Origin of the sequence: Pseudolactococcus chungangensis CAU 28 = DSM 22330 (assembly GCF_002441885.1) — a bacterium.
In the GTDB taxonomy this organism is placed as follows: Bacteria; Bacillota; Bacilli; order Lactobacillales; family Streptococcaceae; genus Pseudolactococcus; species Pseudolactococcus chungangensis.
Genome location: NZ_JXJT01000017.1, coordinates 1 through 20,543 on the forward strand (window position 1 = coordinate 1; position 20,543 = coordinate 20,543).

Annotated in this window: 21 protein-coding genes; 19 read left to right on the forward strand and 2 right to left on the reverse strand. The window is 35.3% G+C overall.

The annotated features are described in order from the left end of the window. The first annotated feature begins 227 nt into the window (after window positions 1-227). The 12 genes from RR45_RS07530 (at window position 228) to RR45_RS07585 (ending at window position 11,101) form a co-directional block, all read left to right on the forward strand. The gene (locus RR45_RS07530; RefSeq protein ID WP_031366107.1) at window positions 228-1,007 is read left to right on the forward strand and encodes a Wzz/FepE/Etk N-terminal domain-containing protein; all 780 of its coding nucleotides are present in this window, start codon (window positions 228-230) and stop codon (window positions 1,005-1,007) included. 9 nt (window positions 1,008-1,016) lie between these two features. Continuing rightward, entirely contained in the window at window positions 1,017-1,712 is a 696-nt protein-coding gene (locus RR45_RS07535) for a polysaccharide biosynthesis tyrosine autokinase (protein WP_031366106.1), read from the forward strand. Between the two features lie 54 nt (window positions 1,713-1,766). Then, window positions 1,767-2,531: a tyrosine-protein phosphatase gene (locus RR45_RS07540; protein ID WP_031366105.1), complete on the forward strand. Its 765-nt coding sequence runs from the start codon at window positions 1,767-1,769 to the stop codon at window positions 2,529-2,531. A gap of 24 nt (window positions 2,532-2,555) precedes the next feature. Further along, complete coding sequence (locus tag RR45_RS07545) at window positions 2,556-3,242, forward strand: sugar transferase (RefSeq protein ID WP_031366104.1); 687 nt, start codon at window positions 2,556-2,558, stop codon at window positions 3,240-3,242. Between the two features lies 1 nt (window position 3,243). Continuing rightward, window positions 3,244-3,693: a PssD/Cps14F family polysaccharide biosynthesis glycosyltransferase gene (gene pssD, locus RR45_RS07550; RefSeq protein ID WP_031366103.1), complete on the forward strand. Its 450-nt coding sequence runs from the start codon at window positions 3,244-3,246 to the stop codon at window positions 3,691-3,693. Further along, on the forward strand, window positions 3,693-4,196 hold the full coding sequence (locus RR45_RS07555) for a glycosyltransferase (RefSeq protein ID WP_031366102.1): 504 nt from the start codon (window positions 3,693-3,695) through the stop codon (window positions 4,194-4,196). Before pssD ends, RR45_RS07555 begins: the two co-directional genes overlap by 1 nt. Further along, window positions 4,193-4,912, forward strand: coding sequence for a glycosyltransferase family 32 protein (locus RR45_RS07560; protein WP_031366101.1), 720 nt, complete (start codon window positions 4,193-4,195; stop codon window positions 4,910-4,912). Before RR45_RS07555 ends, RR45_RS07560 begins: the two co-directional genes overlap by 4 nt. Next, window positions 4,899-6,317: a hypothetical protein gene (locus tag RR45_RS07565; RefSeq protein ID WP_031366100.1), complete on the forward strand. Its 1,419-nt coding sequence runs from the start codon at window positions 4,899-4,901 to the stop codon at window positions 6,315-6,317. The genes RR45_RS07560 and RR45_RS07565 overlap by 14 nt, the downstream gene beginning before the upstream one ends. 218 nt (window positions 6,318-6,535) lie before the next feature. Then, the gene (locus RR45_RS07570; RefSeq protein ID WP_244148296.1) at window positions 6,536-7,498 is read left to right on the forward strand and encodes a glycosyltransferase; all 963 of its coding nucleotides are present in this window, start codon (window positions 6,536-6,538) and stop codon (window positions 7,496-7,498) included. 29 nt (window positions 7,499-7,527) lie between these two features. Further along, complete coding sequence (locus RR45_RS07575) at window positions 7,528-8,637, forward strand: polysaccharide pyruvyl transferase family protein (RefSeq protein WP_031366098.1); 1,110 nt, start codon at window positions 7,528-7,530, stop codon at window positions 8,635-8,637. Between the two features lie 24 nt (window positions 8,638-8,661). Continuing rightward, window positions 8,662-10,038, forward strand: a complete 1,377-nt coding sequence (locus RR45_RS07580; protein ID WP_143188738.1) for a lipopolysaccharide biosynthesis protein — start codon at window positions 8,662-8,664, stop codon at window positions 10,036-10,038. Window positions 10,039-10,186: 148 nt separating this feature from the next. Further along, entirely contained in the window at window positions 10,187-11,101 is a 915-nt protein-coding gene (locus tag RR45_RS07585) for a phosphodiester glycosidase family protein (protein ID WP_072353589.1), read from the forward strand. 30 nt (window positions 11,102-11,131) lie between these two features. On the opposite strand, the gene RR45_RS07590 is transcribed toward RR45_RS07585, so the two are convergent. Beyond that, complete coding sequence (locus tag RR45_RS07590) at window positions 11,132-12,052, reverse strand: LCP family glycopolymer transferase (RefSeq protein WP_031366095.1); 921 nt, start codon at window positions 12,050-12,052, stop codon at window positions 11,132-11,134. A 336-nt stretch (window positions 12,053-12,388) separates the two neighbouring features. Between RR45_RS07590 and RR45_RS07595 the strand changes: the two genes are divergently transcribed. From RR45_RS07595 to gad, 6 genes are all read left to right on the forward strand, one after another. Continuing rightward, the gene (locus RR45_RS07595) at window positions 12,389-13,303 is read left to right on the forward strand and encodes a magnesium transporter CorA family protein (protein WP_031366094.1); all 915 of its coding nucleotides are present in this window, start codon (window positions 12,389-12,391) and stop codon (window positions 13,301-13,303) included. Window positions 13,304-13,505: 202 nt separating this feature from the next. Next, complete coding sequence (gene pflB, locus RR45_RS07600) at window positions 13,506-15,806, forward strand: formate C-acetyltransferase (protein ID WP_031366093.1); 2,301 nt, start codon at window positions 13,506-13,508, stop codon at window positions 15,804-15,806. A gap of 82 nt (window positions 15,807-15,888) precedes the next feature. Next, window positions 15,889-17,253: a cell division ATP-binding protein FtsE gene (locus tag RR45_RS07605; RefSeq protein WP_072353590.1), complete on the forward strand. Its 1,365-nt coding sequence runs from the start codon at window positions 15,889-15,891 to the stop codon at window positions 17,251-17,253. A 64-nt stretch (window positions 17,254-17,317) separates the two neighbouring features. Then, window positions 17,318-17,494: a hypothetical protein gene (locus tag RR45_RS07610; RefSeq protein WP_179295335.1), complete on the forward strand. Its 177-nt coding sequence runs from the start codon at window positions 17,318-17,320 to the stop codon at window positions 17,492-17,494. Next, window positions 17,491-18,033: an RpiB/LacA/LacB family sugar-phosphate isomerase gene (locus RR45_RS07615; RefSeq protein ID WP_072353591.1), complete on the forward strand. Its 543-nt coding sequence runs from the start codon at window positions 17,491-17,493 to the stop codon at window positions 18,031-18,033. The genes RR45_RS07610 and RR45_RS07615 overlap by 4 nt, the downstream gene beginning before the upstream one ends. Before the next feature lie 8 nt (window positions 18,034-18,041). Next, window positions 18,042-19,445 (forward strand): glutamate decarboxylase, encoded by a 1,404-nt coding sequence (gene gad / locus RR45_RS07620; RefSeq protein ID WP_031366090.1) that lies wholly within the window; start codon window positions 18,042-18,044, stop codon window positions 19,443-19,445. 58 nt (window positions 19,446-19,503) lie between these two features. Here the strand turns inward: gad and RR45_RS07625 are convergent, their stop codons facing one another. Next, window positions 19,504-19,809: a DUF1827 family protein gene (locus RR45_RS07625; RefSeq protein WP_031366089.1), complete on the reverse strand. Its 306-nt coding sequence runs from the start codon at window positions 19,807-19,809 to the stop codon at window positions 19,504-19,506. A gap of 90 nt (window positions 19,810-19,899) precedes the next feature. On the opposite strand from RR45_RS07625, the gene coaE reads away from it, so the two are divergent. After that, window positions 19,900-20,478: a dephospho-CoA kinase gene (coaE, locus tag RR45_RS07630; RefSeq protein ID WP_031366088.1), complete on the forward strand. Its 579-nt coding sequence runs from the start codon at window positions 19,900-19,902 to the stop codon at window positions 20,476-20,478. Window positions 20,479-20,543 lie beyond the last annotated feature (65 nt).

The window sequence follows — 20,543 nt, forward strand, 5'->3', positions numbered from 1 at the left end:
ATTTTTCTAACTTAATTTTACAATTCGCGTATAATTAAAATGAAAAATTAAAAAACTCAAAATTCTGCCAGATTATAAAATTACAAAAATATGAATAAATAATTGAGTTGAAGATGGCATATATATAAGTACATTGAATAATTCTGGTGCTAAGATATGAGGAGATTAAATCACTAACTATTTTTGCAACTATTTAATTAAATAGTTGCANAAATATAGGAGAAGATATGCAGGAGACACAGGAACAAACGATTGATTTAAGAGGGATCATTAACATTATTCGTAAAAGACTAGGCTTAATATTATTTAGTACCTTTGTAGTGTTAGTACTAGGAAGCATTTATACTTTTTTTATAGCCACACCTGTTTACACAGCAACAACTCAACTTGTTGTAAAACTACCAAATTCAGATAATTCGTCAGCCTATGCTGGACAAGTGGCTGGGAATATCCAGATGGCCAATACAATTAACCAAGTCATTGTAAGCCCGGTTATTCTTGATAAAGTTCAGAGTAATTTAAATCTACCTAGTAATGCTTTCCAAAAACAAGTTACAGCAACAACTCTAACAAATTCACAAGTTATCACACTTACTGTTAAATATTCTAATCCTTATGTTGCTCAAAAGATTGCAGATGAGACTGCAAACATATTTAGTATGGAAGCAGCTAATTTATTGAACGTTACGAATGTTAATATCTTATCCAAAGCAAAGGTTGAGTCAACACCGACTAGTCCTAAACCCAAGCTTTATCTGGCTATATCTATCGTTATCGGTTTAATTTTAGGCCTAGCTTTAGCTCTGCTAAAAGAAGTATTTGATAATAAAATCAATAAAGAAGAAGATATCGAGGCTTTGGGATTATCAGTACTTGGGGTGACAGCGTACGCTCAGACCAGTGATTTTAGTAATCCTAATTATAAAAAAGAGACATTGGATAGCGATACATCAATGTCACCTGGTGAGCAGGAATTAAGTAGATTATCAAAGAGAAAAAAGAGATAGGAGTTTAGGATGTCTAAAAATAAAAAAAATATAGGTGACAATCGATACACGATTACGAGTATGAACCCTAAATCACCTATTTCTGAACAATACCGAACAATTCGAACGACTATTGAGTTTAAAATGATAGATCAAGGTATCAAAAGTTTTCTGGTAACATCTTCAGAAACCTCTGCTGGTAAGTCAACAACAATTGCCAATTTAGCAATCACTTTTGCACAACAGGGTAAAAAGGTACTGTTAATCGATGCTGACCTTCGTAAACCAACAGTCAACTTGACATTTAAGGTACAAAATAGAGTAGGTCTCACTAATGTTTTAATGAATCAATCTTCAATTACAGATGCTCAGCAACGAACAAGAGTTTCCGAAAACCTTACTATAATTAGTTCTGGGCCAATTCCACCCAATCCTTCGGAATTATTAGGATCTATTGCAATGAAGAGATTGATTGAATCAGTGACGGAATTTTTCGATGTTATCTTAATAGATACACCACCTCTTTCTCTAGTGACAGACGCTCAGGTCTTGAGTAACTATGTCGGAGGAGTAGTAATTGTGGCTCAAGCTAATCAAACGAAAAAAGATGGCTTATTGAAAACCAAAAAGCTACTTAATCAAGTCCAGGCTAATATTTTGGGAGTTGTCTTACATGGTGCTGAGATGTCTGATTCAAATTCTTACTATTACTATGGGGTAGAATGATTGATACAAATTAAGTGCACATTAAGTGATAGGAACTAAGGTATAGGTGCTAAAATGATTGATATTCATTGTCATATTTTGCCGGGTATAGATGATGGCGCTAAAACTTCTAGAGATACTCTAACAATGCTGAAATCAGCAATTGATGAAGGTATTACAGTTATTACTGCCACGCCACATCATAATCCTGAATTTAATAATGAATCTCCATTGATTTTGAAAAAAGTTGAGGAAGTTCAAGATCTTATTGATGCGTATCACCTACCAATTCAAATTTTGCCAGGGCAAGAAGTTAGAATATATGGTGATTTATTGAAAGATTTTGCTCAGGGTAAATTACTAACCGTAGCGGGAACGTCTAATTACATGCTCATTGAATTTCCTTCGAACCACGTTCCAGAATATGCTAAAGAACTTTTTTATCATATGCAATTACAAGGGATTCAACCTATTTTGGTTCACCCTGAGAGAAATACTAAAATCATCGAGCATCCGGAGATATTATTTAATTTTATTGAGCAAGGAGTGCTTAGTCAGATAACAGCATCAAGTATAACGGGTCATTTTGGTAAAAAGATACAGAAATTAACGTTTCAAATTATTGAAAATCATCTGACACACTTTGTCGCCTCAGATGCACATAATGTAACTTCACGTGCATTTAAGATGAAGGAAGCGTTTGAAATTATCGAAGAGAGATATGGATCTGATCTATCACAAAGGTTTAAAGACAATGCTCAATCAGTGATTTTAAATAAAAGCGTTTATGAAGGAAGCCCAACACGAATTAAAAGAACGAAATTTTTAGGATTGTTTTAGAGAATTTATCAGGGGGGTGAAAAAATGGAAGTTCTTAAGGATGTTTACACACATGCATTAGAAGAGGAAAGATTAGTAGCGTTTAAAAAATTTTCACTTAGCGAAAGAATGATCAAGAGGGGACTTGATATTCTAGGTAGTTTAGTAGGTTCATTCCTATTTGTCATAGTAGCAACTTTACTCTATGTACCTTATAGAATCTGCTCAAAAAAAGATCATGGACCAATGTTCTATAAACAAAAACGATATGGTAAAAAAGGTGAAATCTTTTATATTTTGAAATTTAGGACAATGATTGTTAATGCTGAGGAATACCTGGAACTTCATCCAGATGTTAAGTCCAAGTACCATGACAATGGTAATAAATTAGAAAACGATCCCCGTGTGACAAAGATTGGGTCATTTATCAGGCAACACTCTATTGATGAATTACCGCAATTTATCAATGTGCTTAAAGGGGATATGTCATTAGTTGGTCCAAGACCAATTTTGCTCTTTGAAGCTGAAGAATATGGGGAACGTCTTCCTTATTTACTCATGTGTAAACCAGGGATTACAGGTTATTGGACAACACATGGCAGAAGTAAAGTTCTTTTCCCAGAACGAGCAGATTTGGAACTCTATTATCTCCAATACCATAGCATCAAGCACGACATCAAACTTCTTGCACTCACAATTGGACAAATCATAAACGTATCGGATGCGTATTAATATGAAAATTGCATTAGTAGGGTCAAGCGGTGGTCATTTGGCACACCTTTACTTGTTAAAAAAGTTTTGGAAGAACGAGGATAGATTCTGGGTTACTTTTGATAAAACAGATGCACAATCAATATTAAAAGATGAAGTATTCTATCCCTGTTATTACCCCACAAATCGAAACGTAAAAAACACACTAAAAAACACTATTTTAGCTTTCAAAATACTTAGGAAAGAAAAACCTGATTTGATTATTTCGAGTGGTGCCGCAGTAGCCGTACCATTTTTCTGGTTAGGAAAACTATTTGGCTCAAAGACGGTTTATATTGAGATATTTGATCGAATCGATAAACCAACTCTAACAGGTAAATTGGTTTACCCGGTAACTGATAAATTTATCGTTCAATGGGAAGAATTAAAGAAAGTTTATCCTAAAGCTATAAATTTAGGAGGTATTTTCTGATGATTTTTATTACAGTTGGAACTCATGAACAACCCTTTAATAGACTGATTCAAAAAGTTGATGAACTCATCCGTGATGGCGAAATTCAAGAAGAAGTTTTTATGCAAATTGGTTATTCAACCTACGAACCCAAGTATACTAAATGGGAGAAAGTTATTGGTTATGACGAGATGGCTGACTATCTCAAGAAGTCAGATGTTGTGATTACACATGGCGGACCGTCTACTTATATGCAAGTTTTAGAAGAAGGGAAAATTCCGGTAGTCGTCCCACGACAAGAAAAGTTTGGCGAGCATGTCAATGACCATCAATTGTGGGTGAGTAAACAGGTAAGAGATAAAAACTACCCATTGATAATTTGTGAAGATATTGAGAGCCTATTAACAGATATTGAAAAGTCTCGGAAAATGAATAATACTTTTATAAATAGCCATAATGACGAATTTATCAAAAAATTTAACATTGAAATAAATCAATTAGTTATGAAAAGTGAGAAAATATGATTCCTAAAGTAATTCACTATTGTTGGTTTGGAGGAAATCCTTTACCAGAATCAGCAATAAAATGTATTGAAAGTTGGAAAAAGTTTTGCCCAGATTATGAAATTAAACAATGGTCTGAAGAAAATTATGATATAAATAAAATTCAATATGTTAAAGAAGCATATCAAGAAAAAAAATATGCTTTTGTAACAGATGTGGCACGACTTGATATTATTTATCATGAGGGTGGCATCTATCTTGATACAGATGTTGAAATTATCAAATCGCTGGATCAACTACTGGATAATAGCTTGTACTTAGGGATGGAAACAACTGGTCGTGTGAATACTGGGTTAGGTTTTGGAGCAGAACCAAAGCATAAATTTGTGAAAGATAACCTTAATTTATATGCCGATATTCCTTTTGTGAGCAATATAACCTGTGTGACTTACACAACAAATATGTTAAAAAGATATGGCTTACGAAATAGGAATGAACTTCAACAATTAGAAACTATACTTGTCTTGCCTACAGAGTATTTATGCCCGTTGATCCTTGAAACTAATAGACTAAAAATAACTGAGAACACATATTCTATTCATCACTATGATATGAGCTGGAAAGATAGGAAAGACTATCTATTGAAATTAAAAATTAAAATGAGAAGATGGCTAGGAGATGGAAAATATGATATTTTAAAAAATGTCATAAAAGGTAAGAAATTTGAAAAAAAATGATATATGTGTTAATAGTTCACAAATATTTACGTATAAAATAATTATTATAATGTTTCTTTTTTCTTCAATACTTATTGGATCCGCTACTGGATGGGGATGGATTTCGCTGATTTTTGGAATATTTGCTGGTATAATTGCTGTCAAACTTCAAAATTCTCATTTCGTTCCTTTTAGTGTGATTTTAGTCCTAATATTTCAAAATTTTTTATTAGGTATTGGGGCACACTTGGGAGGAAATATTAACAATTTAACCATCCTCACACAAATCCCGACAGTTTATATTTGGGTAATTAATCTGATGCTCAAAAGAAAATGGAAATTATCACAAGTAGATAAATCTTTTTTATTATTAATATTCGCAATAGTGTTTTCACTAATATTGGGTCATGGTCCCATACAATCTATACTAGCAAATGTTCGATCTTTTACAACTTTTTACTTTAGTTACAGAATAGGGAAAAGATTTATTACGACCAAATCAGAATTCCTTATTTTTATTAAAAGAATTCTAAAATTAGGGGTATTTGTTGTTCTCTGTGGGATTGTTATGCATATGGGAGGGTACCCGCTAAATAAATTATTAGGTATTAATGAAGTTTATTTGGCAAAAGGTGTTACTTTATTAACTGATTATTTTGACCCGAGGTTTAGTACAGATCTTTTTGGTTATTCTGTAACTAGGATAGGTTCACTATACTATGAGCCTATCAACCTAGGTTATCTTTTGTGGTCTATATTTATTATTTCCTTTATTTATCCTCTTTCATCAAAAATAAAGGGTTTGTCATTAATTAGGTTAATCATACTGGTGGGGGCTATGCTCACTTTTGGAAAAGGAGCCATGCTCATGTCAATTGGAGTTTTTGTAGCTGGACTAATACATCTAATTTTTCGTAATTTTTCTAAAAATATAAATGAACGACAACTATTTCAAAGAATATTCTTGTTTTTGGTGATCAGTTTATTTGTATCGGCAAATATATATTTTGAAAAATTTGGAGGTGCAGTTGGGAACCATTTTTATGCAATTAAACAAACCTGGGAGACTATTTTGGGTCACCCAATTGGATTTGGATTAGGAACTGGAGGGAATGCGGCAGCTTTATTTAGCGGAGAGGGGCTTGATTTTTCAACAGGATCTGAAACTGCATTGTTATCTTTCGCTTATCAAATTGGAATTCAGGGGGTTTTAGCTTTATTTCTTGTCTTTTATTTTATTTCTATCGAAGTATTGAATAAAGTTAAAAAGGAAACGAATGGCAAAAACAGATTTTTAATTTATATCCCAATGCTATTAATTTTTATAAGTCTTTATCAAGATAATACCTTTAATCCACAATGCATTAGCTTATTGATGATTTCCTTAGGTGGTTACACGGGTTACCAAACTTTTTATACTAAATAAGTTTATAAAAGAAAAAATTATAACAGACGGGAATTGTAAAATTAGTTCGGTTAACTTGAAGTAAGCAAAAGATATCTTAATTATTTCCTTGTACTTGAATATATTTGAATTGTGAGTTCCAAAGGATAGGAGAGCTCATATATAAAATCAGTATAACACGAGAAAAGTTATCCGTTTTTTAAAAGATTCAATAAAAAAGGGTGATAGGTTTATTATAAATGAAGAAAGCGAGGTTTATCATGAAACCACTTATAAGTATTGTTGTCCCCGTTTACAATGTTGAAAAATATATTCATGAATGTCTTGAATCAATTCTTAATCAATCTTATAAAAATATTGAAGTAATTATTGTGAATGACGGCACGCTTGATAATTCGATTGCGAAGATAGAAGATCTATTAAAAGATAAACGTACAAGGCTAATTTCGCAAGTTAATCAAGGTCTATCTGCAGCTCGAAATACAGGGATCGAAAATGCGACTGGCAAGTATGTGGCTATGATTGATTCGGACGATAAGATTAAACCAGACTTTATTAAGCATTTATTTGATGTGGCAGATAGTCAAGATGCAGATATTGTTAGGGGATCATTCAGAGATTTTGAAGGTAATATACCTAGCGGATGGATTGCTGATTTTTTGATAGAACCACAAGGTGGTATAGAAACGCTTGATAAGTTCCTTGATAATAATACTTCTTTTGTTGTGTGGTCAAGTCTATATCGGACAGAATTTCTTAATTTACACAATCTTAGATTTACGCCAGGAATCTTACTTGAGGATGGTGATTTCACTGTTCGGTCATATTTAAAAGCTAGAAAGGTTTTAACAACTGACTATACTGATTATCAATATAGAATTAGACCAGGCAGTATTTTAACCTCTAATAATGCTAAACGGATGTCGGAATCTGAAGAAATTATTATTAAAAAATTTATTAATGAGTTATCGATAACAAAATCAGATCAAATAAGTATTATTTTAAAAAAATCGATTTATTCGTTTATGCGTGATTGGACTAGAATCCTTGTCAATAACAATGTAATTTTAAATCGAAATATTAGTTGTTTTGAAGATGGGCTACTGAAAACAAAAGTCATCCGGTCAAGTAGACCTAGAAAAGAGAAGTTAAAATTCAATATAAAGGTTATCATCATTAGACTAAAAAATATTAAAATATAATTATAATAATAGAAAGATTGACAATCGAAATGATTAAATCCATTATCAAAAACACTGTATCAACTGAAACATGGGCCGACCTTAGCGCAAAAAAACGAAATATGCAATCACTTTTCAAACAATCAAAACTAGACCCAAGCCTTAAAAACAAAAATAAAATTTTGATTATGGGTGTTGCTGATTATGACAACCTTGGAGACCATGCTATTGCTCAAGCACAACGAACTTTTTTAGAAAAAATAATTCTTGAGAGCAGTGGAGACTCTAGATATGAAATTGTTGAAGTTACATCACGTACACCTGTCCGCCATATCGAAAAGATCATTAACAATGACGATGTGATCTTATTCACAGGTGGCGGGAACCTTGGAACTAAATATAGATTTCTTCTCGATATCTATCTCCCAATTATCAAGAATCATCCAAACAATCAAAAACTCTTTTTCCCACAATCGTATACGTTCAATGAAGAGGGTGATAGTGATAAACTGATGAACAAAATAAAAGCAGTATTTGCGGCATCAGGGAAAAATCTTACAATTACAGCACGTGAATCTAAAAGTGTAAAACTATTCAAAGAGACATTCCCTGAAAATAATGTTATTACAACTCCAGATATTGTCTTAAGCTTGGATACTCGAAACCAATCCGATGAACAAGAACTAAAAACAATAGATGTCCTTATGCTCATGCGTGATGCTGGTGAAAAAGTTCTTGACTTTGATACTCAATCAAAAATGATTGATGCTTTAAAAGCGAAACACAAAGTTACCGTACATGAAAACGATAATTCATATGATGTTACTCCAGATCATCGTTTAAAAGAACTTAACATCAAATGGGATGAAATAAAACAAAGTAAAGTTGTAATCACCGACCGACTCCACGGAATGATTTTTTCTCAAATTGCGGGAATCCCATGTATCGTATTTGATAACTATAATAATAAAATCAAAATGACTTGTGAGTATTGGCTCTATGATGTAGATAACATCGTATTTGTTGACCCACGTAACCAAGTAAACATAAATAAAATTATGACTATGGTGTCAAATCTTATGGGAAAATCTGTTCCTCAGTTTGATGTTGCCACTAAATATGAACCCTTGGTTGAAACTTTAAAATCATTTATTAAATAATATAATTAACAATGAAAGATAATTTTGAAAACAATACTTAAATCTTTAGCTGGTAATACCATCATATTTGCAATAGGAAATAGTGTATCGATTTTGTTAACATTTGTAATGGTACCTTTCTATACAACAATTTTATCACCTGCAGATTTTGGTGTATCTGATATCCTGACAACTACAACTGCAATGTTGGTTCCTTTAGTATCATTAAATGTATTTTCAGCTATATTTAGATTCGCATTAGATGATGAAAATCGTACTGAAATATTCACGAATGGATTATTAATATCCTTGATTGGTGGAGGTTTAAGTTTAGTGTTATCTGTAATTTTAGAATTATTTGGAATCAACTATTCCTTTTTAGTTGGTGTCTACTTAGGAATAACATTATTATTAAACTTATTTCAAAATTTCACACGAGGTATAAATAGAGTTAAAAGCTTTGCAATATCTGGAATAATTGCTACATTATCAAATGTATTGTCAAACGTTATTTTAATGTGGGTATTTAAATTTGGATTAAAAGGGTACTTGTATTCATTAATAATTTCCGCATTGACAACAACAATCTTCTTATTTTTAAATAATAAACTGCATACTCATATTAGTTTTAAAAAAAAATCTTGGTCAAGTACTAAGCAGTTGTTGACATATTCAATACCAATGATTCCAAATAGTTTTGCATGGTGGTTAACTAATGACGCTAATAAATTAATTATTCTGGCGTTTGTAGGTCCCAGTGCGAATGGTATCTTTGCAATTGCTAACAAGATTCCAACAATGGTAACTACGATATTTGGCATGTTTTCAAACGCCTGGCAAATGACAGCAGTAAAGGAAAAAGAGAAAAGTTATACTAATAAGTTATATTCATTAACATTTAATTTAATGTTTGGAGGATTGCTCATTATAAGTGCAATTGTAGTAATTTTCATACAATGGTTTATGGGATTTTATGTTTCAGATAAATTTTATGAAGCTTGGAAGATTGTTCCTATTCTACTCATGACCTCTTTTTTCTCGAATATGTCGGCATTTTTTGGGACAACATACCTTGTAGCAAAAAAAACAACGGGATTATTTACAACAACAATTTGGGGGACTATTATAAACATAGCATTAAGCTTTGCATTAGTACCACTAATAGGGATAAATGGAGCTGGAATATCTGGAGCTGTGGGATTTTTTATTGTTAGTATTTTGAGATTGAAGCAAACTTCTGAATGGATCAAAATACAAGTTGAATGGAAGTTACAGGGATTATTAATTTTAGGATATGTAACTTTAACAATTATAGCGTATATTAATTTTAGCTTGATTATTATTAAAGTTACTATTATAATGATCATGATGATTCTTTTATTTAGATATATCAAGAAGATTCAAAGTAGAAAAAATCTATAGACTAGAAATATATTAGGTAATTAATTTTAAAAATTAAAATGAATAATTTGACTAATAATATTAATATTACGATAAAATATTCAAAGTATATTTTTTATTTAAAGTAATAGATAAAAGTATTTTTAAATTATTCTAAATATCTTTATTAATGGAGGATATCTTGGAACGTCAAAAAAAGAAGAAAATGAATATCTGGGCAATTATTGTTCCTATCTTAATTTTTATTGCCCTTTTAGGGGTGGCGGCTTATGCCTTGCGAGGATTATTTACTCCTGCTGATAAAACAACGACGAGTAGTTCTGATCAACCGATGAAAACATCAGCGTCGAACGGTTATGTTGAACAAAAAGGGGAAGAAGCAGCCACTGGCAGTATGGCACTTGAAGATGATGCTAGTACATCAGAATGGGTTAAAGTTCCCTCAACGGTGAATTTAGATAAATTTACTGATTTATCTACGAATGGTATCACCATTTATCGGATTAATAATCCAGAAGTCTTAAAAACCTCAACCAATCTTACAGATCAACGGATGAAAATGGCCGATGTCATAGCTAAATATCCTAATGCGCTAATTATGAATGCTTCTGCCTTTAATATGCAGACAGGTCAAGTGACCGGTTTTCAAATTAATAATGGAAAATTAATTCAAGACTGGAGTCCAGGTACAACGGTTCAATATGCCTTTGTTATTAACAAAGATGGTTCATGCAAAATTTATGATTCAAGTACACCAGCTGCAACTGTTATTCAAAATGGAGGGCAGCAGTCCTATGATTTTGGTGCTGCAATTATTCGTGATGGCAAAATTCAACCGAGTGATGGTTCAGTAGACTGGAAGATTCATATTTTTATTGCGAATGATAAGAAAAATAATCTTTATGCCATTTTAAGTGATACAAACGCGGGCTACGACAATATTATGAAGGCAGTGTCGAATTTGAACCTCGAAAACATGTTAATGCTTGATAGTGGTGGCTCAAGTCAACTCTCAGTCAGCGGGAAAATAATTGTTGCTAGCCAAGATGATCGGGCAGTACCAGATTATATTGTGATGAAATAAGAGAGAAAAAAAGAACCCTAGGGTCCTTTTTTATTTTAAAGTTTTTTCAAAAAGTGCTTTAACTGAATCTAATTCTGTTTGAGAAACCATCTTAGCTCCATTTTCATCTGTAGTATGGAGATTGAGCTTACTAGTATTACTTAAAGCTTTATTGTAATTCATCCCAATGGTTTTTGCATCATCAAAATTCACATTGGTTCTAACTGTGTTTGAAAAAGCATAGAGAATATCACGATAGTAATTAAAACTTTGAATTTTCTTTGTGTGCGCAATTTTTTGAATATTTCCGTATAGTTCCATCGACACATTTTGGATTCGAGTGATTGATGCATCAAGATCGGAATCATCGATTTGTGTCATATAAGCTTGGGCTTGTTCAGAAGTTTGCAAATTGAGATTCCCTTGTTTAAATGAATAGCCATTTGCATTGAATGTTTTTGGATTTTGCATGGTGATTCCACCCGTAGCTTGAACAAGTGATCCCATTTTATTAACGTCAATTTGAACAACTTTGTTAACCGATATGTTGAGTAACTCCTTAACTAGTTGAAGAACCCCATTATTTCCACTAGTATCATAAACGTTCGTGATTGTTTTTTGGTTTGGCATTACGGCAAAGACTGGAAAGTTCATGAAAGTAGTCTGATTTGTAGTTGCATTTGTTGAAGCTAAAACGGAGGCGTAAGCTATATTTTTAGAATTATTTTTACCAGTTGCAATAATTAGTGTCGTAAAGGGTTTAGATTTTTTTAGGTCTACATGAGTTGTTTTTGGGAAATTCATGTATGACATTGAAAATGTTGATTCAATATTTCTATAAGTTGCATATGTGATGGAAGCAATAGCGATAATGATTAGCAAAAATATAATAGAAAAAACTTTTAAGAGAGTATGTTTTTTCTTGCGACGAGAATGTCTTTTATTTTTTAAGGAATGCTTCTTCTTTTTCATAATGTCTCCGTGTATTCATCAAATATTATAAATTATATCATATTTTACAAGAAAAAGAGAATAAAGATTCGGAAAAATTAGGTATTAAATGAATATCAGTTTGATCAATTATCATTAGGCTTAGAATAGAGGTTCATCTATTTATAAATAGTTGTAAGAAATGCTATGCCATATTACTGAGAGAGCTGAATAGCTATTGGGCAATGACATATAATAACTCTGATTCTCAAGGGAAGTATCAGTAAGAGTTTTTCAAATAGTTGAGACCCTTGTAACTACTACCTTTAAAGCGTATAAGGGGTATATAAGAGGACAGAAACGTGTTATAATTGTCCTATGATTACAAACTATAAACTAGAAAAAAATATGCTGGTTCAGTCGTCTGACACGATTGATTTGAAGCTAGTGATCAAGCCGACGAAAGAAGAGATTGGGCATCTCGTGACTACTTATGACTTTCCATTTGACTATATTGCGGGGATTCTGGATGATGATGAAAATGCCAGGTTTGAGCTGGATGATCACCATAATCTTTTATTTTTACTGCAGTATCCTTGTATTGAGGATGACGCTGCGGATGTTTACCCTTTTTCTTTAATCGTTAATCCAGAGAAAAATATCGTGATTCTATCCTTGAACCGCGATTATGATTTGACGTCTATTTTTGCGCATCAATATGATACGACACACTACCAACATGATCTAATTTTTCAGATCATGTCAACACTTGGGCGCTCTTTTAATAATTATCTGGCTCAGTATAAGAAGCGGATGAAAGTCATTGAGAAAGAACTGGCACTTTCTCAGGAAAATGCACAAATTATGGAAATTATTCGAGCTCAAAAAAGTTTAATTTACTTTGAGGCCGCGCTTGAGGATAATATTGAAGTCTATCAAAAACTGATGGCATATTTACGAGAACGTGGAGATAATGGTTTCTCGGATCGGATCTTTGATATCTATGTTGAGGCGGATCAGGCTTTGACGACGACTGAGATACAGTTGAAATTGCTAGAGAATTTGAGCGAACTCTTTTCGAATATTGTTTCCAATAACTTGAATATCATTATGAAGATTATGACAAGTGCAACATTTATCATGACAATTCCTGCAATTATTGCGGGTTTATATGGTATGAATGTTAAACTACCTTTTCAGAATATCTCCTATGCTTTTTGGTTGATTGTGGTGGGAGCGACATTGATTTCGTGGCTTGTTTTCCGAATCATGTGGCGAAAACGGATGTTTTAACATCACTTTGTGAACTAATACACTTATTGTCTTAAAGTGGTACAGATTTAATTATTTATTAATCTGTTACATAAGAGAAAGTTATAAAACCTTCGTTTTTAACTTGTGTAACCGTTTTCTGTATGATAGAATAGTAGTGTAGTATAAAACAGGTAACAAGGGAATGTTGCCTTTCTCGTCAAATAACAGGAGATAATAAAACATGAAAACAGAAGTGACTGAAAACGTTTTTGAAGAAGCATGGGCAGGATTTAAGGGAACGGACTGGAAAGAGAAAGTTAGTATTTCTCGTTTCGTAAAAGCTAACCACAAAAATTATGATGGGGATGAATCTTTCCTTGCAGGGCCAACAGAGCGTTCTTTAAAAATCAAAGAGATTATCGAGTCAACAAAAGACCGTTATGAAGCGTCTCAGTTCCCTATGGATACTGATCGTGTAGCATCAATTGCTGATATCCCTGCGGGTTACATTGATCAAGAAAATGAACTAATCTATGGGCTTCAAAATTCTGAGCTTTTCCGCTTGTCATTCATGCCTAAAGGTGGTGTTCGGATGGCTGAAACTGCGCTCAAAGAGCATGGTTACACGCCTGATCCGCTCATGCATGAGATTTATACTAAGCATGTCACGACTGTTAATGACGGAATTTTCCGTGCGTATACGTCTAATATTCGTCGTGCGCGCCATGCTCACACGGTAACTGGCTTGCCCGATGCTTACTCACGTGGTCGTATTATTGGAGTTTATACGCGTCTAGCGGTTTATGGTGCGGATTTCTTGATGAAAGAAAAATTCGCTGACTGGAATGCGATTAAAGAAATCAATGAAGAAACAATCCGCCTCCGTGAAGAAATCAATATGCAATATCAAGCGCTTGGTGAAGTGGCGAAACTTGGTGATTTGTACGGGGTAGATGTTCGCAAACCTGCTAAAAACGTTAAAGAAGCAATTCAATGGACTAACATTGCTTTCATGGCTGCTAGCCGTGTGATTAATGGTGCAGCAACATCTCTTGGTCGTGTGCCAATCGTTTTGGATATCTTTGCTGAACGTGACTTGGCTCGTGGGACATTTACTGAGTCAGAAATCCAAGAATTTGTGGATGATTTCGTTTTGAAATTGCGTACGGTTAAGTTTGCACGGACGAAAGAATACGATGCGCTTTACTCAGGTGACCCAACTTTCATCACAACGTCAATGGCTGGTGTGGGTAACGATGGTCAACACCGTGTGACAAAAATGGATTACCGTTTCTTGAACACTTTAGATAACGTTGGTAACTCTCCTGAACCAAACTTGACTGTACTTTGGGCTAAAGAATTGCCATATGCGTTCAAACGCTACTGTATGAGTATGAGCCACAAACATTCTTCAATCCAATATGAAGGTGTTAAAACAATGGCTGAAGATGGTTATGGCGAAATGTCATGTATCTCTTGTTGTGTATCACCACTTGATCCTGAAAATGAAGAAGGGCGTCACAACATCCAGTACTTTGGTGCACGCGTTAACGTACTGAAAGCTCTCTTGACGGGTATTAATGGTGGTTATGATGATGTGCATCGAGACTACAAGGTATTCGACATTGACCCAATCAAATCTGATGTTTTGAAATTTGATGAAGTTAAGGCTAACTTTGAAAAATCATTGGACTGGTTGACAGACACGTATGTGGATGCTTTGAATATCATTCACTACATGACTGACAAATATAACTATGAAGCAGTTCAAATGGCATTCTTGCCAAGTCACCAACGTGCTAACATGGGATTTGGTATTTGTGGTTTCGCAAACACTGTTGATACTTTGTCAGCTATCAAGTACGCAACTGTTAAACCAATCCGCGACGAAAATGGTTATATCTACGATTACGAAACAATCGGTGATTTCCCACGTTATGGTGAAGATGATGACCGTGCTGATGACATTGCAAAATGGTTGATGGCAGAATACCATAATCGTTTGGCTAGCCATCAATTGCACAAGGATGCAGAAGCTACTGTGTCATTGTTGACCATCACATCTAACGTGGCTTATTCTAAACAAACTGGTAACTCACCAGTTCACCGTGGTGTTTTCTTGAACGAAGATGGCACATCAAACACAAGCAAAGTTGAATTCTTCTCTCCAGGTGCTAACCCTTCTAACAAAGCTAAGGGTGGTTGGTTGCAAAACCTTCGTACACTTGAAAAACTTGAGTTCAAACATGCCAATGATGGTATCTCTCTGACAACACAGGTTTCACCAAAAGCACTTGGTAAAACACGTGATGAACAAGTGGCTAACTTGGTCGATGTCCTTGACGGCTACTTTGAAGATGGTGGTCAACATGTTAACTTGAATGTTATGGATCTGGCTGACGTTAAAGATAAAATCCTTAACGGTGAAGATGTTATCGTTCGTATCTCTGGCTACTGCGTTAACACTAAATACCTGACAAAAGAACAAAAACATGAATTAACACACCGTGTCTTCCACGAAGTTTTGTCAATGGACGTTTAAAATTTTAGATATATATTCTCCTAAAATCCCGTCATCTGGCGGGATTTTTTGTATGAGCTTGTCATTATGATATAATCAAGCTATGATAACTTTGAATGCGCTTAATCTTAGCCTTAAAAATAGTGATAGAATTTTATGTGATGTGCAACTTGACATTCAGTCAGGTGAGTTTGTCTATGTGACAGGGCGGAGTGGTGCTGGTAAATCTAGCCTGCTTAAACTTTTGCATGGCGACTTAGCTTTTACTGGCGACTTTAGCTTTCAAGGTCAAGAAGTTCAGTTTGAACATCTGGCTTACCTACGAGCCTTTCAACAGCAGGTCAAATACGTCTCGCAGGACTTACTTTTTGATGCCTCTAAAACGGTATTTGAAAATCTAGCCATTTATGATAACTTTAAAGGTTTGCCCTCAGAGGTGTCTGCCGATAAGGTAGCACACTTGCTCAGGGATTTCTCTCTGTCTCATGTTGCCCGGCATTTTCCAGACGAACTTTCAGGTGGTGAGCAGGCACGTTTGGCACTAGCGATGATGCTGACAACGGAACCGAGCATCTTGCTTTTAGATGAACCGACAGCAAATCTTGACCCGAAAATGAGTGATCAGGTGCTGGACTTGCTAGAACAGATGAATGCCCGAGGTGTTACCATCATTTTAGCAACGCATGATGCACATATTCTAAAGAAATTTCCACATCGGCAAGTGGTCGTGCGCGAGGGAAATTTATATGAGCAATCTGGCAGTGAAAGTCAAGCTAACTTATTAGCCAAAAAGTTTGTCAGTGACCCCATGTGTGCACGTGTATCAAAGGATACAGAACTATCAAGCCATTTTCAGTACCGTGAGTTGAGAACCGCTTGGCACTATACGCTTAGGCGTTTCAAACTCCTTTTCATGAGTCTTCTGCCCATGTTTTTGGCGCTTATCCTGCTGAATCTTTTCTTGTCAATGCTTGTCAACTTTCCAAGAATCTTTGGTCAATTGACGATTTTTGAACAAGAAGAACAGGCGAGCAATTCTTTTTTTCAGGGAGTTCAAACAGTTCAGATGCTCCGCTATTTCAATCTTGTTTTGTTCATGGTTTGTCTTGGACTTGTCTTGACAACGCTTATTTTCCTTTGGGCACATACGAGAACGGTTATGAGGCAGTTGACTTTGCTTGAGAAATCCTCCCTACAAGCCAGATACCAGCTTGTTTTGGATGAAAAGGCGGTCTATCGGGAATTTTTCTTGAGCGCTTTTTTCATCTTGCTAGTCGGGGCACCACTTAATTATTTGCTATCCCTTGGCTTAGAAACGCTTGTCCTAGGGCGTATCATGACATTTTATGAGCTAGAGCACCTAAGTCTCTTGCCAGTTCTCGGGATACCTCTGGTGACGGGGCTCCTTTATACTGGGATTATCTATCAGTTGATGCGACAGTTTGCTAGGAAATTTGGCAGAAAATAGGTGACAGCATTCAGAAAGGTGATTTTCTGATATAATTTTAAGTATCCCAAAAATGGAGGACATCATGCTATATGGAAAAAAAGACCAATCGAAACACTCCCTTTGTTTACAACTAATTTTGGGGTCAAGCGCATCAGAGCGTGATATTCTAAAATACAGATCAGGGACTAATCCGATTGAACCTCGGATTGCTTATCAGCTGATTAAGGATGAGTTGATTGATGAAGGGAGCATAGGATGAAAATCGGTTTTGCAGTTGCGAGTTCTTTATCCGACAAACGTGAAATGTTATTTAATATCATTCAAGATGTTGCAATTGCACATGATCACACTGCTATTGCGTTGACAATGACAGAGCAAACAGTAGATTATATTGATGTTGCTATAAGATGTGGTTATGCTTTAAATGAAAAAGAAGTTGATTTTATTTTGACGGGTTGCAGCTCAGGTTTAGGTATGCAACTTGCTTGTAACTATGTGCCTAATCTCATTTGTGGCTATGGCACAAGTGAAATAGAGGCTAACTTATTTGCAAGTATTAATCAAGGCAATGCTTTTTCTTACCCTTTTTCTCTAAACTGGGGTTGGGCATCAGAGGAAAAATATCGCTTTGTACTACATGCGCTTTTTAAGGGATTGAATGATTTGCCCTATCCAAAAGTGCCAAAAGAAGAAGTACAAAGAAAAATCGCAGCAACTGAAAAACTAAAAGATTTGAAAAAAACAGCACAAATTGATTTTGAAGCGTTTGCTGAAGTCTATCAAAATATAAGAAATTGAGGTAAGGTATGTTATACGGAAAAAAAGATCAAACCAAAAACTCTACCTATTTGCAACCGATTTTCGGATCAACCGCATCAGATCGTGATGTTCCTAAGTACAAATTAGGCACACACCCGATTGAACCACGAATTGCTTATCAATTGGTTAAAGATGAGCTTTTAGATGAAGGTGCAGCACGACAAAATTTAGCGACTTTTTGTCAAACTTATATGGAACCTGAAGCGACCAAGCTCATGGGTGAGACCTTGGAGAAAAATGCCATTGATAAAAGTGAATACCCCCGAACAGCAGAACTTGAAAACCGTTGCGTCAACATGATTGCAGACCTCTGGCATGCGCCTGAGCAAGAAACTTATATGGGCACCTCAACTGTAGGTAGCTCGGAAGCATGCATGCTGGGTGGCATGGCCATGAAGTTTCGCTGGCGAGCACGCGCTAAAGCAGCAGGTATTGATATCTTAGGTAAACGACCTAACCTGGTCATTTCTTCTGGTTATCAAGTTTGCTGGGAAAAGTTTGCCGTTTATTTCGACGTTGAGCTGCGTGAAGTACCGATGACAGCTGACAACATGAGCCTCGACATTTCTAATATTACTAGCTACTTTGATGATTATACAATTGGCGTCGTAGGTATTCTTGGCATCACCTATACTGGCTGCTATGACGACATCGCAGGCCTAGATGCTATAATAAACGACTACAATAGAAACGTAAAAATCAGCATCCCGATTCATGTCGATGCCGCATCTGGTGGCATGTATACCCCTTTCATGTCACCAGAGCTCAAGTGGGATTTCCAGCTCGATAATGTCGTTTCGATTAATACGTCAGGTCATAAGTATGGGCTTGTCTATCCAGGCATCGGTTGGGTAGTTTGGCGCGATAAAACATATTTACCTGAGGAATTGATTTTCAGCGTGTCCTACTTGGGAGGTGATATGCCGACCATGGCAATTAATTTTTCTCGGAGTGCCAGCCCAATCATCGGACAATTCTATAATTTCATGCGCTTTGGTTTCAACGGATATCAAGCCATTCATCAACGTACGCATGATGTTGCCCGTTTCTTAGCAAAGACTGTCGCATCTACCGGTCGGTTCACTCTTTACAATTCAGGCGAGCAGCTACCGATTGTTTGCTACAAGTTAAAAGATGAATCTGAGCAAGAATGGACCTTATACGAATTAGCGGATATGTTACAGATGAGAGGGTGGCAAGTCCCAGCTTATCCGCTGCCAGAGCATTTAACTGATATAGTGGTTCAACGCTACGTTGTGCGTGCTGATTTAAGCATGAATGTAGCAGAAGAATTTGCGGAAGATTTCAAATGGGCTATTGCCAAATTAGATCATTCACGATTTTTGAGACAAAAAGATAAGGACAAGGGCGTACAGGGGTTCACACACTAAAATATTGAGACAATCAATTCTGAGTAAAATAAAAAAGCTGCTAATCATGAGCAGCTTTTTATTTTGTGATAATCGGATAGGAAATTTCCAATAGTCGTGGTTCGTCAATGATTGAAACCAAATCGTGATCAATAATCGACTGATCAAGTCTTTTTTTGAGGAAAAACTTTTGAATATCTTCACGTTCATCAGGTCGAATTGCACGGTGTTTATTCGTTACGATGAGTTCATAATGCTTGGGAGCCCTTGTAAAGATAACAGTCGTGTTGCCGGCAGAGTAAACCTCAACCGTCAAAGCATCGGTGTTTCTAAGTTGCTCTCGTACAAGATCAGGGTAGTTGTTAGTGACATTGATGATTTTCATAGCTTTCCTCCATATTGTTCTTCAATTACATTATAGCACTTTTAGTTTGAAAATTAAAAATATAGGAATAAAAAATGTTATAATAGTAACATGAAAAAAGTAATCGGGATAACAGGTGGCATAGCTACCGGCAAGTCGGTTGTTACCTCATATTTGCGGGCACATGGTTATGAGGTGATTGATGCGGATGCTGTTGTAAGAGAGTTACAAGAAGTAGGCGGAGCCTTATATATTGCCATTCGTGACACGTTTGGAGAGGCTTATTTTTTGGAAAATGGTGATTTGGATCGTGCCAAGTTTGGCGCTTTGATATTCTCTGATTCACAAGCGCGTGCTAAATTATCAACTGTACAGGATGAGATTATTCGTACAGAACTTTTCAAACGTTGTGCGAGCAGTCAGTCTGATCTCGTTTTTATGGATATTCCACTGTTATTTGAAAAAGCATATACAGGATTTGATGAGATTTGGCTTGTCTATGCACCCCAAAATGTCCAACTTAAACGCCTCATGGAACGGAATGATTTGTCTGAATCAGAGGCTCTGTTACGCATCAAAGCACAAATGCCCATTGATGAGAAACGTAGTTTAGCGACCCGAGTTATCGAAAATTATGATACAATAGAGGTACTGGAAAATCAATTAGCAAGTTTAATAAGCGAGATCTAGCGGGTACTGTCAACTGACGGTGTTCGTTTTTTGCAGCGCTTTGAACTTGGAAAAATTATCACTTT

Excerpts from the sequence above, each read along its gene's own strand:
- RR45_RS07535 (WP_031366106.1), top strand. The coding sequence starts at position 1,017 with ATGTCTAAAAATAAAAAAAATATAGGTGACAATCGATACACGATTACG.
- RR45_RS07585 (WP_072353589.1), top strand. The coding sequence starts at position 10,187 with ATGGAGGATATCTTGGAACGTCAAAAAAAGAAGAAAATGAATATCTGG.
- RR45_RS07625 (WP_031366089.1), bottom strand. The coding sequence starts at position 19,809 with ATGAAAATCATCAATGTCACTAACAACTACCCTGATCTTGTACGAGAG.
- RR45_RS07605 (WP_072353590.1), top strand. The coding sequence starts at position 15,889 with ATGATAACTTTGAATGCGCTTAATCTTAGCCTTAAAAATAGTGATAGA.
- RR45_RS07530 (WP_031366107.1), top strand. The coding sequence starts at position 228 with ATGCAGGAGACACAGGAACAAACGATTGATTTAAGAGGGATCATTAAC.
- RR45_RS07575 (WP_031366098.1), top strand. The coding sequence starts at position 7,528 with ATGATTAAATCCATTATCAAAAACACTGTATCAACTGAAACATGGGCC.
- RR45_RS07570 (WP_244148296.1), top strand. The coding sequence starts at position 6,536 with ATGAAGAAAGCGAGGTTTATCATGAAACCACTTATAAGTATTGTTGTC.
- RR45_RS07540 (WP_031366105.1), top strand. The coding sequence starts at position 1,767 with ATGATTGATATTCATTGTCATATTTTGCCGGGTATAGATGATGGCGCT.
- pflB (WP_031366093.1), top strand. The coding sequence starts at position 13,506 with ATGAAAACAGAAGTGACTGAAAACGTTTTTGAAGAAGCATGGGCAGGA.
- RR45_RS07590 (WP_031366095.1), bottom strand. The coding sequence starts at position 12,052 with ATGAAAAAGAAGAAGCATTCCTTAAAAAATAAAAGACATTCTCGTCGC.
- RR45_RS07615 (WP_072353591.1), top strand. The coding sequence starts at position 17,491 with ATGAAAATCGGTTTTGCAGTTGCGAGTTCTTTATCCGACAAACGTGAA.
- RR45_RS07560 (WP_031366101.1), top strand. The coding sequence starts at position 4,193 with ATGATTCCTAAAGTAATTCACTATTGTTGGTTTGGAGGAAATCCTTTA.
- RR45_RS07555 (WP_031366102.1), top strand. The coding sequence starts at position 3,693 with ATGATTTTTATTACAGTTGGAACTCATGAACAACCCTTTAATAGACTG.
- pssD (WP_031366103.1), top strand. The coding sequence starts at position 3,244 with ATGAAAATTGCATTAGTAGGGTCAAGCGGTGGTCATTTGGCACACCTT.
- RR45_RS07545 (WP_031366104.1), top strand. The coding sequence starts at position 2,556 with ATGGAAGTTCTTAAGGATGTTTACACACATGCATTAGAAGAGGAAAGA.
- RR45_RS07610 (WP_179295335.1), top strand. The coding sequence starts at position 17,318 with ATGCTATATGGAAAAAAAGACCAATCGAAACACTCCCTTTGTTTACAA.
- coaE (WP_031366088.1), top strand. The coding sequence starts at position 19,900 with ATGAAAAAAGTAATCGGGATAACAGGTGGCATAGCTACCGGCAAGTCG.
- gad (WP_031366090.1), top strand. The coding sequence starts at position 18,042 with ATGTTATACGGAAAAAAAGATCAAACCAAAAACTCTACCTATTTGCAA.
- RR45_RS07595 (WP_031366094.1), top strand. The coding sequence starts at position 12,389 with ATGATTACAAACTATAAACTAGAAAAAAATATGCTGGTTCAGTCGTCT.